The 13323-nt window shown below is 71.3% G+C and carries 12 protein-coding genes; all 12 read left to right on the top strand.

The window, feature by feature from the left end:
• The first annotated feature begins 9 nt into the window (after positions 1-9).
• The 12 genes from ruvX (at position 10) to IM767_RS08905 (ending at position 13172) form a co-directional block, all read left to right on the top strand.
• Positions 10-477 (top strand): Holliday junction resolvase RuvX, encoded by a 468-nt coding sequence (gene ruvX, locus IM767_RS08960; protein WP_109209471.1) that lies wholly within the window; start codon positions 10-12, stop codon positions 475-477.
• Positions 477-2183 carry an endolytic transglycosylase MltG gene (mltG, locus tag IM767_RS08955; protein WP_109209470.1) on the top strand — a complete coding sequence of 569 codons (1707 nt, stop codon included), beginning with the start codon at positions 477-479 and terminating at the stop codon, positions 2181-2183. The genes ruvX and mltG overlap by 1 nt, the downstream gene beginning before the upstream one ends.
• Positions 2150-3028, top strand: a complete 879-nt coding sequence (locus IM767_RS08950) for a shikimate dehydrogenase family protein (protein ID WP_339327391.1) — start codon at positions 2150-2152, stop codon at positions 3026-3028. The genes mltG and IM767_RS08950 overlap by 34 nt, the downstream gene beginning before the upstream one ends.
• A gap of 30 nt (positions 3029-3058) precedes the next feature.
• A complete protein-coding gene (gene aroC, locus IM767_RS08945) occupies positions 3059-4288 on the top strand; it encodes a chorismate synthase (RefSeq protein WP_109209469.1) in 1230 nt (409 codons plus the stop codon).
• Positions 4272-4868, top strand: a complete 597-nt coding sequence (locus IM767_RS08940; protein WP_109209468.1) for a shikimate kinase — start codon at positions 4272-4274, stop codon at positions 4866-4868. The genes aroC and IM767_RS08940 overlap by 17 nt, the downstream gene beginning before the upstream one ends.
• Entirely contained in the window at positions 4865-5941 is a 1077-nt protein-coding gene (gene aroB, locus IM767_RS08935) for a 3-dehydroquinate synthase (protein WP_109209467.1), read from the top strand. The genes IM767_RS08940 and aroB overlap by 4 nt, the downstream gene beginning before the upstream one ends.
• Positions 5942-5976: 35 nt before the next feature.
• Positions 5977-6525 (top strand): GNAT family N-acetyltransferase, encoded by a 549-nt coding sequence (locus IM767_RS08930; protein ID WP_109209466.1) that lies wholly within the window; start codon positions 5977-5979, stop codon positions 6523-6525.
• Positions 6526-6568: 43 nt separating this feature from the next.
• On the top strand, positions 6569-7027 hold the full coding sequence (gene aroQ / locus IM767_RS08925; RefSeq protein ID WP_109209465.1) for a type II 3-dehydroquinate dehydratase: 459 nt from the start codon (positions 6569-6571) through the stop codon (positions 7025-7027).
• 116 nt (positions 7028-7143) lie between these two features.
• The gene (efp, locus tag IM767_RS08920) at positions 7144-7704 is read left to right on the top strand and encodes an elongation factor P (RefSeq protein WP_109209464.1); all 561 of its coding nucleotides are present in this window, start codon (positions 7144-7146) and stop codon (positions 7702-7704) included.
• A gap of 19 nt (positions 7705-7723) precedes the next feature.
• Positions 7724-8134 (top strand): transcription antitermination factor NusB, encoded by a 411-nt coding sequence (nusB, locus tag IM767_RS08915; protein ID WP_109209463.1) that lies wholly within the window; start codon positions 7724-7726, stop codon positions 8132-8134.
• 76 nt (positions 8135-8210) lie between these two features.
• Positions 8211-11480: a DEAD/DEAH box helicase gene (locus tag IM767_RS08910; protein WP_239453210.1), complete on the top strand. Its 3270-nt coding sequence runs from the start codon at positions 8211-8213 to the stop codon at positions 11478-11480.
• 117 nt (positions 11481-11597) lie between these two features.
• Positions 11598-13172, top strand: coding sequence for a Rieske 2Fe-2S domain-containing protein (locus IM767_RS08905; RefSeq protein ID WP_109209461.1), 1575 nt, complete (start codon positions 11598-11600; stop codon positions 13170-13172).
• Positions 13173-13323 lie beyond the last annotated feature (151 nt).

Here is a 13323-nt window from a genome sequence, read left to right as displayed (position 1 = left end):
GAGCTGCCGATGAGCGGTTGGCGCCGGGGCGCGCGGCTGGGCATCGATGTGGGGAAGGCCCGCGTCGGGGTCGCGAAGTGCGATCCCGACGGACTGCTGGCCACGCCGGTGGAGACCGTTCCGCGAGACGACGGCTCCGTCGCGCGGATCGTCGCCATCGCCGAGGAGCACTCGGCGATCGAGCTGCTGGTCGGTCTTCCGATGAATCTGCGCGGTGAGGACACCGCCTCGACCCAGGACGCGCGGGACTTCGCGGCCGCGTTGGCGGCGGCATCCGCTCTTCCCGTGCGGCTCGTCGACGAGCGGCTGTCGACGGTCTCAGCACACGCGGCATTGCGCAGTTCGGGCAGATCCCAGCGATCGTCGCGTAGCATCGTTGACCAGGTCGCCGCGGTGGTCCTGCTCCAGCAAGCGCTCGACGTCGAGAAGAACACCGGCCGACCGCCCGGAACCCCCGTCTCCCAGGAGCCCGCCTGATGCCCGACTCAACGCCCGACGGCGAAGCACGCCCTTCGTCGCGTCGCGCCGCCCGCGAAGCGGCGGCCCGACTGGCGGCGACGGGGGAGACGCCGACGGCGTCGGCGCCCGCTCCGGCCCCGGCCGCTCCGCAGGCGCCCGTCGACCGCTCCGCGCAGTGGGAGTCGCTCATCACCGGCTCGACGCCGATCGTCGGGAGCGGTCCCGCCGCTCCGGCGCCCGCTTCGGCGGCGCCCGCTCCGGCCGAACCGGCCGAGCCCGCCCCGGGGAGCGGCTTCCAGCCGGTGCCGCTGCGCACCCCGCGTCCGACCCAGCCGATCGACCTGCCCGAGCCCGCCACCGAGGACGACCCCTGGATCTTCGCCGGCGCCGGCGTGAGCCCCGCGATGCCGTACAGCCGGGGCGGAACCTCGGCCGCCGCGGCGGCGACCGCCGCGACCGGGTCGGCGGGCCGCGCGACAGTCACGTCCCGGCCGCTCGACGACGCTGACGAGCAGCCTGCCGCCGCAGCGTCGGGCGCGACGCTCGACGACCTCTTCAGCGGTTCCACCTCGACGGAGGACATCGGAGACGTGCCCCCGCCGAAGAACAAGAAGCGCCGCCGGATCGGCGGATGGATCGCACTCGGTGTGGTGCTGCTGATCCTCGGCGGCATCACCGCCGGCGGTCTGTACGTGTGGACCACGTACGAAGACAAGATCCGCGAGGTCATGGGCTGGGAGGAGCCGAAGGACTACGAGGCGGGAATGGCGACCGGCGAGGCCTTCGTCACGATCGAGTCCGGCTTCACCGGCCAGCCGATCTCGGAGGCGCTGCACAGCGCCGGTGTCACCAAGACGGCGGACGCGTTCTACGACTACCTGATCAAGAGCGGGCAGAACCCGACTTTCCAGCCCGGCGTCTACAAGCTTCAGAAGCAGATGACGAGCGAAGCCGCGCTGGCCATGCTCCTGGACCCCGCGAACAAGCAGGAGTTCACCGCGCAGATCCCGGAGGGCTTCACGGTCGAGGGGACCCTGCAGCGACTCTCCGAGGGCACGGGCATCCCGCTCGCCGATCTGCAGGCGGCCGCCGCAGACCCGGCCGCCTATGGCGTGCCGGTCGATCCGGCCATCGTCGCGGCAGGCGGGCAGCCGCTCGAAGGCTGGCTGTTCCCGGCGACGTACACCTTCGATCCCAGCGTCACCGCGCAGTCCGCCATCCAGACGCTCGTGAATCGCACCATCGAGTCGCTCGACGCCGCAGGCGTGCCGGCCGACCAGCGCCAGCAGATCCTCACGACAGCCTCGATCGTCCAGCGCGAGGCGCGCTACGAGGTCGACATGCAGAAGGTGGCCCGCGTCATCCAGAACCGTCTCGACCCGAACAACCAGGAGACGTTCGGCAAGCTGCAGATGGACTCCACCGCGCAGTACGGCTACGGCGAGATGCACGACGGAACGGTGAGCTCCTCCGAGGAGGCGCTCAACGACCCGAATCCGTGGAACACCTACTACCACACCGGGCTCCCGGTCGGGCCGATCGCCAACCCCGGCGACGTCGCCATCGACGCCGCCATGCACCCGGCCGACGGTCCCTGGCTGTACTTCGTCACCGTCAACCTCCATACCGGAGAGACGATCTTCACCAGCACGTACAGCGAGCACCAGCGATACGTCGAGCAGTGGCAGCAGTGGTGTCGCGACACCGCGGACTCGGGGTGCTGACGATCCACGGGACGCGTCTGGAGGTGTGGGGCGATCCCATCGCCCACAGCCGCTCGCCGCAGCTGCACGCCGCCGCCTACGAGGTGCTCGGGCTGGACTGGCGCTACGGGCGCCGCCGGGTCGACGAGAGGTCGTTCGCGTCCGAGCTGGCCGCGCTCGACGACACGCACCGCGGCCTCTCGCTCACGATGCCGCTCAAGGCGGTCGCGTTCGCCGCGGCCGCGAGCCGCGACCGCAGGGCCGAGCTGACGGGTGCGGTGAACACCTACCTGCTCGACCCCGAGGGACCCCGCGGCTTCAACACGGACGTCGGCGGCATCGTCCGAGCGCTCGCCGACGACGGCATCGGCGAGGTCGCGCGCGCCCGCATCGTCGGCGCCGGCGCCACCGCCACATCGGCGCTCGTCGCGCTGGCCGAGCTCGGTGCGCGCGAAGTCGACGTCGTGGCCCGCCGCCCTGAGGCGGTCGCCCCGCTCGCCGACCTCGGCCGGCGCCTCGGCATCGCGGTCTCGACCACGTCGTTCGCGGCATCCGTCCGCTCCGACGTGCCGCTCACGATCGCGACCCTGCCGGGCGACGCACCCGTTCCGGATGCCGCGGCCGACGCCCTCGCCGGCGCCGGCGGACTGCTTCTCGACGTCGTGTACGGGCACTGGCCGACCGCGCTGTCGGCCGCGTGGGAGCGAGCGGGGGGCGCGGCCCGTTCGGGCCTCGGGATGCTGCTGCACCAGGCCCTGCTGCAGATCCGCATCTTCCGTCACGGCGACCCCGACGCGCCGCTGGACGGCGAGACCGAGGCGCTGACCGCGATGCGCCGGGCGCTGGAGGAGCCGGCGTCGGCGTAACCGCCGCGCGGGGCGTGGGAGACTGGACCAATGCTCCGCGTGCTCACGGCCGGCGAATCCCACGGCCCCGAACTCGTCGCCGTCATGGAGGGCATGCCTGCGGGCGTCCCCATCTCCCGCGCCGCGATCCAGGCGGATCTCGCGCGCCGCAAGCTCGGCTACGGCCGCGGCTCGCGGATGAAGTTCGAAGAGGACGAGCTGACCATCTCGTCGGGCGTGGTGCACGGCACCAGCCTCGGCAGCCCCATCGCACTGCGCATCGGCAACACCGAGTGGCCGAAGTGGGTCGAGGTGATGAGCGCCGAGCCCATCGAGCTCACCGACAAGTCGCGCGGCCGCGGGGCGGCCCTCACCCGGCCCCGCCCTGGCCATGCAGACCTCGTCGGCATGCAGAAGTACGGCTTCGACGAGGCCCGGCCGATCCTCGAGCGCGCGAGCGCCCGCGAGACGGCCGCCCGCGTCGCGCTCGGCGCGCTCGCACGCGCATTCCTCGCCGAGCTCGGCATCCGTCTGGTCAGCCACACGCTGTCCATCGGTCCGGTGCGGGTCCCCGACGGCTCGGCGCTGCCGACCCCCGACGACGTCGACACGCTCGACGCCGACCCGCTGCGCTGCTTCGACCCGGCCACGAGCCAGGCGATGGTCGCCGAGGTCGATGACGCGCGCAAGGACGGCGACACGCTCGGCGGCATCGTGGAGGTGCTCGCCTACGGCCTGCCGCCCGGGCTCGGGTCGCACGTGCACTGGGACCGGCGCCTGGACGCCAAGCTCGCGCAGGCGCTCATGAGCATCCAGGCCATCAAGGGCGTCGAGGTCGGCGACGGCTTCGAGACGACCCGCCGCCGCGGCTCGGCCGCGCACGACGAGCTCTTCGTCGCGGGAGAGGGCATCACGCGCTCGAGCGACAAGGCCGGCGGGACCGAGGGCGGCATGTCCACCGGCACCGTGCTGCGCGTGCGCGCCGGGATGAAGCCGATCGCCACCGTGCCGCGGGCGCTGCGCACCGTCGACGTCTCGACCGGCGACGCGGCCGCCGCGCACCACCAGCGCTCCGATGTCTGTGCGGTCCCCGCAGCCGGCGTCGTCGCCGAGGCCATGGTCGCGGTCGTCCTCGCGGACGTCGTGCTGGAGAAGTTCGGCGGTGACAGCGTCGCCGAGACGCGTCGCAACGTGGAGGGATACCTCGCGGCCATCCCCGAGACGCTGCGCACCGCCACGGAGAGCGACGCCGGGCTCGCCGACCATGACCTCGCCCTCTGACGCCGTCGTGCTGATCGGCCCCATGGGGGCCGGCAAGACCAGCATCGGCAAGAAGGCCGCGCGCGCGCTCGGCGTCCCGTTCTTCGACACCGACGCCGCGGTCGTGCGCGCGCACGGTCCGATCGAGCAGCTCTTCGTCGAGCAGGGCGAGGCGCATTTCCGCGCCGCAGAGCGCGCCGCGGTGACCGAGGGGCTGGCGACGGGAGGCATCGTGTCGCTCGGCGGCGGCGCGGTCATGAACCCGGACACGCGCGACGATCTGGCCGCGCACCGCGTCGTGCTGCTGACGGTGTCGCCCCGCGTCGTCGCAGGACGCGTCCGGGACTCGAACCGGCCGCTGCTGCAGGGCGCCGACGCGATCGAGCGGTGGACGGCGATCTTCGAGGAGCGCCGCCCGGTGTACGAGGCGCTGGCCGACGTGACCTTCGACACGTCCAGCGGCCCGGTGCAGGACGTGGTCGACGCGCTCGTCGCGTGGATCCGCAGTGGAGCCGACGCGCCGACGGCGCCAGGCGGTCGCGAGAGCAAGCAGGAGGAGACGGCATGCGAGGTACCGAGCGAGCGGAGCGAGGCGAAGTGACCGACGTCACGACCATCACCGTGAGCGGAGACGCGAGCTACGGCATCACCGTGGGACGCGGCATCCTGTCGTCGCTGGGCGAGGCGCTCCCGCCCGCAGCCCGCAAGGTGCTCGTCATCCATCCGCCGACCCTCGCCGAGCACGCCGAGCGGCTGCGCACGCAGCTGATCGGCGACCGCGAGGTGCTGCTGGCCGAGATCCCCGACGCGGAGGCGGGCAAGCGGATCGAGGTCGCGGCGTTCTGCTGGCAGGTGATGGGCAAGGCGGACTTCACGCGCACCGACGCGGTCGTCGGCTTCGGCGGGGGAGCGGTGACCGACCTCGCCGGCTTCGTCGCCGCCACCTGGCTGCGCGGCGTCGAGGTCGTGCAGGTGCCGACCACCGTGCTCGGGATGGTCGACGCGGCCGTCGGCGGCAAGACCGGCGTCAACACCGCCGAGGGCAAGAACCTCGTGGGCGCGTTCTGGGCGCCGCGCGCGGTCATCTGCGACCTCGATCTGCTCGACACGCTCTCGCGCAACGAGCGGGTCGCCGGCTACGCCGAGGTCGTCAAGGCCGGGTTCATCTGGGCGCCCGAGATCCTCGACCTCGTCGAGGCCGATCCCGAGAACGCCGTCGATCCGCAGAGCGCCGCATTCCGCCGCTCGATCGAGCTCGCCATCGAGATGAAGGCGCGGGTCGTGGGCGAGGACCTCCGCGAGGCCGGGCTTCGCGAGATCCTCAACTACGGCCACACACTGGGCCACGCGATCGAGCACGCGGAGCGGTACCGGTGGCGCCACGGCGCCGCCATCTCGGTGGGCATGGTGTTCGCCGCCGAGCTCTCACGCCTGGCGGGACGGCTCCCCGACGCGGCGGCCCAGCGTCACCGCGACATCCTCGAATCCCTCGGTCTGCCGACGAGCTACCGACCCGGCGCGTGGCCGCAGCTGCTGTCGACCATGCAGCGCGACAAGAAGAGCCGCGGCGGCATGCTGCGTTTCGTCGTGCTCGACGACATCGCCAAGCCCACCGTCCTGCAGGCGCCCGACGAGTCGCTGCTGTTCGCGGCGTATCAGGAGGTCGCCGGCTGACCCGTGCTCCGGGCAGCGCGGGGTAGGGTGCTCGAATGAGCGCATCGCCCGATCCGCGCGTGACCGTGCGCCGCGTCCGCGCCGACGAGTGGCGCGCCGTGCGCGAGCTGCGACGCGAGTCCACGAGCGATCCGGACGCCGCCATCGCGTTCCTCGAGACGCCCGCGCAGGTCGAAGCGCGACCCGACGCCTTCTGGATCGAGCGGGCGGCCCTGGCGTCGGAGAGCGAGACGGCGGCGCAGTTCGTGGCGGTGGTCGACGACTCGTGGGTGGGCAGCCTGTCGGTGCTGATCCGCGCCACCGGGCAGACCGACCACCTGGGCCGCTTCGTCGACGACCGCCGTGCGGACGTCGTGGGCGTCTACGTCAACCCGGCGTACCGCGGGTCGGGCGCCGTCGACCTGCTCCTTGCGGCCGCGGCGGACTGGGCGGCGGGGCTGGGACTCACCCTGCTCCACCTCGACGTGCACCGCGACAACCTCCGCGCGCAGGGCGCCTACCGCCGGGCCGGGTTCGAGCCGACCGGCGAGACGTACACGAGCGCCATCGGACCCGAGCTGGTCATGTCGCGTCCGCTGCCCTGACACGCGCGCAAGGACCCGCCCCGGCCGCTGATATCGTGCGACCATGACGTCCCCGCGCCGCCTCCTGCTCGTCAACGGACCCAACCTGAACCTTCTCGGTACGCGCGAGCCCGCCATCTATGGGACGGCGACCCTCGCCGACGTCGAGCGGGTGACGACGGATGCCGCAGCCCGGCGCGGCTTCGAGGTCCGGGCGGTGCAGAGCAACCACGAGGGCGTCCTGCTGGACGAGATCCACGCGGCGCGCCAGGACTGCGCCGGCATCGTCATCAACCCCGGAGGCCTCACGCACACGTCCGTCGTGCTGCGCGATGCACTGTCGGGGGTGGGTCTTCCCGTGGCCGAGGTCCACATCTCGGATGTGCGCGCTCGGGAGGACTTCCGCCACCACTCCTACGTCGCGGACGTCGCACTGGTCCACGTGGTCGGGGAGGGCGTCGCAGGCTACGCGACCGCCGTCGCGCGGCTCATCGACATCATCACCGGACAGGTCGAGGGCTGACGAATCCGCCGGAGATCAGGCATCCCGTAGAATCGAACGTCGGCGCGTCCGCCCCCTGAGCTTGTCCAGGGGCGCCCGGCGCCTCCTTCACTTCAACGAAACGGATTCGCACCCTCATGGCTTCCACCGCAGACATCAAGAACGGCGTGGTCCTCAGCATCGACGGCCAGCTCTGGAACGTCATCGAGTTCCAGCACGTCAAGCCGGGCAAGGGCGGCGCCTTCGTCCGCACGAAGCTGAAGAACGTCGTCTCGGGCAAGGTCGTCGACCGCACCTACAACGCGGGCGCGAAGATCGACATCGAGAACGTGGACCGCCGCGACTTCACGTACCTCTACAACGACGGTGACAACTTCGTGTTCATGGACGTCGAGGACTACGACCAGATCAACGTCGGCGCGGCGACCGTCGGCGACGCGGCGCACTTCCTGCTCGAGAACCAGCAGGTGCAGATCGCCCTCAACAACGGCAACCCGCTCTACATCGAGCTTCCGGCATCCGTCGTCCTCGAGATCACCTACACCGAGCCGGGCCTGCAGGGCGACCGCTCATCGGCCGGCACCAAGGCCGCGACCGTCGAGACCGGCTACGAGATCCAGGTCCCGCTGTTCGTCGAGACCGGCACCAAGGTCAAGGTCGACACCCGCACGGGCGACTACCTCGGCCGCGTCAACTGACGCGCGCGGCACCTGACGCATGAGTGCCCGCACGAAGGCGCGCAAGCGCGCTCTCGACATCCTGTTCCAGGCCGACGTCCGCGGCGACACGCCCGCGACCGTGCTCGCCGCCGAGGCCAAGCGCGCGGCGAACGAGCCCGCACGCCAGGCCTCGTGGCTCTACGCCCGCGAGATCGTCGACGGCGTGATCGACAATCAGGACGCGATCGACGAGCAGATCACCACGTTCGCGAAGGACTGGACGCTCGCCCGCATGCCCGCGGTCGATCGTGCCGTGCTCCGCATCGGAGCGTGGGAGATCCTCTACAACGAGGACGTCCCCACGGCCGTGGCGATCGACGAGGCGGTCGAGCTCGTGAAGGAGTTCTCGACCGACGAGTCGGGGCCCTTCGTGCACGGCGTGCTCGCGCGCATCGCCCGCGCCAGCTGAGCCCCCGTGCGCTGAGCCGCGCGAGCCGAACCCGCCGACGGCCCGCCTGTCGGCGGTGGCGTGCAGGATGGATGCCGTGACCACGTCCGCCGGACCCCCGCCGTTCGTCGACCCCGGGCACATCCGCCGACACACCGACAGCGGCACCTACGAGCGCGGCTCGGCCTACTTCGCCGCGGGCGCGGTGGAGCGGCTCGAGTGGGACCCGGTCACGTCGGTGGTCGAGTCCGTCGTCGCCGGCAGCGCCGGTCGCACCTACCGGTGCCGCATCCGGCTCGATCCCCAGCGCGCCGACCGGCCCATCGCCGCGACGTCCTGCACGTGCCCCGTGCAGTTCGACTGCAAGCACACGGTCGCGACGCTGCTCGCGGGCAATCGCGCGGCCTCCGCGGCGCCGCCCACGTCCGCCGGCTCGGCATGGCGCACCCTGTTCGATCCGCTCCCGCCACCGCAGCGCGACCACACACCGCTCGCCCTCGGCGTCGAGCTGCGCCAGCGCGTCCGCCGCGGGGCGTCCGCGTGGGCCCCGGCGAGGGTCGAGTCGGCGACCCCGCGCGGGCTGCACCAGCACGGCGCGGACGTCCTCGTCGGGCTGCGCCCCCTCGAACGCTCCGCGCGCTCGGACGCGTGGATCAAGGGCGGCGTGTCGTGGGACGCACTGCGCCGGCCGACGACCGCGTTCGACCCGGCACAGGCGCGCTGGTTCGCCGAGCTGCACAGCATCGGGCGGGACGTGCGCTCGTACGGCGCCTTCTCCGACGTGTCGGAGTGGCTCACCCTCGACGACATCGAGTCGAGCCTGCTCTGGCCCCACCTCGCCGCGGCGGCGGACCACGGCATCCCGCTGGTGCCGACGGAGCGGGCCGCCACGGTCGCTCTGGCGGCGAGCGCGACCGTGGCCGTGCGCGCCCAGCGCACGGCCCGCGGCCTGGAGATCGCGCCGGTCGTCACAATCGACGGCGAACGGGCGGATGCCGCGGACGTGCGCGCCGTCGGACGCACCGGGGTCTACCGGTTCACCGTGCAGCGCGAGCGCATCGACCTGGCCCTGGCGGCCGTCGCCCTGGCCGACCCGCTGCCCGCCCTCCTGTCCGCACGGGAGACGGTGACCGTCCCACCGGCCGAGGCCGACGAGTTCGTCGGGGAGCACCTGCCCCGGATCGCCCGCCGGGTCGCGCTGGAGGCGCCCGGCCTCGATGTCGCCCCGCCGCCCCGTCCGCGGCTCGTGGCGATCGTGCGGTTCGAGCAGAGCCACCGGCTGGTATACACGCTGTCGTGGCAGTACGGCAGCGGCGACCTGCAGGGCTGGGACTCGACGGGCGCCGACCGTGACGCACCCGCGGAAGCGGTCATCCGCGAGCGGGTCGAGGGGCTGTGGCGCGATCACTCGCCGGTCGACTTCGCGTCCGCCGGTGCACTGACGGGCATCGAGTCGGCCGAGTTCGCGTCGCGCCTGCTCCCACTGCTGGAGGCCGACCCCGAAGTCCGCGTCGAGATCTCCGGCGAGCGCCCGCCGTACCGGGAGCTGGCGGGTGATCCCCGCATCGAGATCACCTCCGTTGAGACGACCGATCCCGACTGGTTCGATCTGGGTGTCGTCGTGATGATCGACGGACGCCGCATCCCGTTCGGCACGCTCTTCACCGCTCTGTCTCGAGGGCGCAAGAAGATCCTTCTGAGCGACGGCGCCTACTTCTCGCTGTCCCATCCTTCGCTGCAACGGCTGCGCGATCTCATCGACGAGGCCGGCGAGCTGGACGATTGGGAGACCGCGCCGCGGATCAGCCGGTACCAGACCGCGCTGTGGGCCGATTTCGAGGATCTCGCCGACGAAGCGCAGCCCGCTGTCTCGTGGCGTGCCACCGTCGAGGCGCTGCGTGACGCCGACGGCGTCCCGGCGACGCCGCCGCCCGCCGCGCTGAAGGCCGAGCTGCGGCCGTATCAGCGGGTCGGGTACGACTGGCTGGCGTTCCTGTGGCATCACCGTCTCGGCGGGATCCTCGCCGACGACATGGGGCTCGGCAAGACGCTGCAGCTCCTCGCGCTGATCGCCCATGCACGCGAGAGCGGAGAGGCCCGTCCCTTCCTCGTGGTCGCCCCCACGTCGGTGCTGTCCACGTGGCGGAGCGAGGCCGCGCGCTTCACGCCCGATCTCCGCGTGGCGGTCGTCGACGCGACGCGCGCGAAGCGCGGGACGACGGTGACGGATGCTGCAGTCTCGGCCGACGTCGTCGTCACCTCGTACACGCTGCTCCGGCTCGACGAGCCCGAGTTCGCCCGGGTGAAGTGGGCAGGACTCATCCTCGACGAGGCGCAGTTCGTCAAGAACAGCCAGACCAAGGCCTACCGCGCCGCGCGGGACCTGCCGGCCGACGTCGTCTACGCCGTCACCGGCACGCCGCTGGAGAACAGCCTCACCGAGCTCTGGGCGCTGCTCTCGCTCACCGCCCCCGGGCTGTTCCCCTCGGCACGACGGTTCCGCGAGGAGTACGTGGGGCCGATCGAGAAGGGCAAGGTCCCCGAGAACCAGGAGGGCGGCGCGTACCGGGCCGGGCGGCTCGCACGCCTGCGCCGGCGCATCCGTCCACTCGTGCTGCGTCGCACGAAGGATCTCGTCGCCGCCGACCTCCCGGCCAAGCAGGAGCAGGAGGTGCGCATCGAGCTGGGCGCGGCGCACCGCGCGCTGTACGACACGGTGCTCCAGCGCGAGCGGCAGAAGGTGCTCGGGCTGCTGGAGGACCTCGATCGCAACCGCTTCATCGTCTTCCGCTCGCTCACGCTCCTGCGCATGCTGAGCCTGGCACCCGAGCTCGTCGACCCGGCGCACGCGGGCATCGCGCCGAGCAAGCTCGGGGCGCTCTTCGAGCAGCTCGACGAGGCGCTGGCCGAGGGCCACCGGGCGCTGGTGTTCAGCCAGTTCACCTCATTCCTCGGCCTGGTTGCGACCAAGCTCGAGGAACGCAGCATCCCGTACGCGTATCTCGACGGTTCGACGCGTGATCGCGACGCCGCGGTCGCCTCCTTCCGCGGGGGAGAGGCGCCGGTGTTCCTCATCAGCCTCAAGGCGGGTGGCTTCGGGCTGACGCTGACCGAGGCGGACTACGTGTTCCTGCTCGACCCGTGGTGGAATCCGGCGGCCGAGGCGCAGGCGGTGGACCGGGCGCACCGCATCGGCCAGCACCGCAGCGTGATGGTCTACCGTCTCATCGCGAGCGGCACGATCGAGGAGAAGGTGATGGCTCTGCAGCAGCGGAAGGCACGGCTCTTCCGGTCCGTCATGGACGACGACGCGCTGTTCGGGCAGGCGCTCACCGCGGACGACATCCGCGGGCTCTTCGACAGCTGAGTGTCCGGCCGCTTGCCCCAGGCCAAGCTGTCCGATCGGGTTTTGCACGGCGGGCGATCCCGTGCGCCCGACCAGACACGCCTAGACTCGTCTGGTTCGACCCAGGAGGACACACCCATGCGCATCACGGGCCTCGGCCATGCCGGAATGTTCATCGAGACGGCGGGAGGCAGCATCCTCTGCGACCCGGTGATCGGGCCGACCTTCTTCGGATCCTGGTTCCCGTTCCCCGACAACCGGGCGCTCGATTGGGCGAAGTACGGAAACGCCGACTTCCTCTACGTCTCGCACCGTCACCGTGACCACTTCGATCCGGCGCTGATGGAGAAGTACGTCCCCAAGGACATCAAGGTCCTCCTCCCGGAGTACCCGACGGACGACCTCGAGCAGGACCTCCGGGGGCTGGGCTACGACAACATCGTCTACACCCAGGCCGGGGTCCCGCTGGAGTTCGGCGCCCTCAAGGTGATGGTGACGCCCCTGCGGGCGCCCAGCGACGGCCCGATCGGCGATTCCTCGCTGAGCGTGGACGACGGCACCGCCAGCATCCTGAACCAGAACGACTCCCACCCGCTCGACCTCGAGAAGCTCATGTCGTTCTCGAAGCCCGAGGCGTACTTCACGCAGGTGTCGGGCGCGATCTGGTGGCCGATGGTCTACGACCTGCCGCAGGACGCCAAGCAGAACTTCGCCAAGCTCAAGCGCGACGCGCAGAACAAGCGGGCGATGTACTACATCGAGAAGGTGGACGCCGAGCATGTCTTCCCGATGGCCGGTCCGCCCATGTTCCTGCGCGAAGAGCTCTTCAAGTACAACGGCTACGGCCTCGACGGCGACGCGATCTTCACCGATCAGCGTCAGTTCCTCCAGCACATGAAGGAGCTCCGCCCCGACCAGAAGGGCTACGAGTTCCTCCCGGGCACGGTCGTGGAGCTGAACGACGGCGAGCTCACGGTCACCCAGACGCTGTACGACCAGGCCGAGATCGACCGGATCTTCGACGACAAGTGGTCCTACCTCGCCGAGCAGCGCGACACGCGCCAGGACGAGATCCGCGCCGAGGAGGCCTCGCGGGCAGAGGTGCTGCCGCCGGCGGAGATGCTCGCGGCCATCCAGGAGTGGTGGGAGCCGCTGCTGCGGCGCGCGCGCACCATCCGCAACGGCGTCGGCGGTGTGGTGCGCTTCCGCATCGGCGACCTGGACATGGTGGTGGACTTCCCGAAGGCGAAGGTGCGCGAGTACGCCGGGGAGGAGTGCATCTACTGGTACACGATCCCCGCCGATCTGGTCTCTACCAACATCGCCGATCACGAGATCGACTGGTCGAACTCGATCTTCCTCTCGATGCAGTTCGAGGTCGGGCGCAGCGGCAAGTTCAACGAGTTCCTCACCACCTTCCTCAAGTGCCTCTCGCGCGACCGGATCGAGTACGTCGAGAACTGGTACGCCGAGCAGACCGATCAGACAGAGGATGCCCAGCTGGGCGAGTGGATCGTGCAGCGGCGGTGCCCGCACCTGCGCGCGGACCTCACCAAGACGGGCAAGATCGAGGACGGCGTGCTCACCTGCTCCCTCCACGACTGGAAGTGGGACCTCGCGTCGGGCAAGTGCCTGACCAGCCAGGGGCACCCGATCCGGGCGTCGCAGGTCGAGGACGACCTCTACCGGGCGGCGACCAGCCCGGCGGCCTGAACCGGCGGGTTCGACCCTGCGCCACTGACTCACCAGGGAATGCCGTCTCGTTGTAGGACCTCTACAACGAGACGGCGGTCGCACGTCGGCCCGTGTGTATGCCCGCCGCCAATCTGCGGTGTTGCGTATCACTGAGAGGCCTCCCGCGTCC

Source organism: Microbacterium ureisolvens, assembly GCF_015278315.1.
Classification (GTDB): Bacteria; Actinomycetota; Actinomycetes; order Actinomycetales; family Microbacteriaceae; genus Microbacterium; species Microbacterium ureisolvens.
This window is presented reverse-complemented; position numbering and strand designations above follow the sequence as displayed.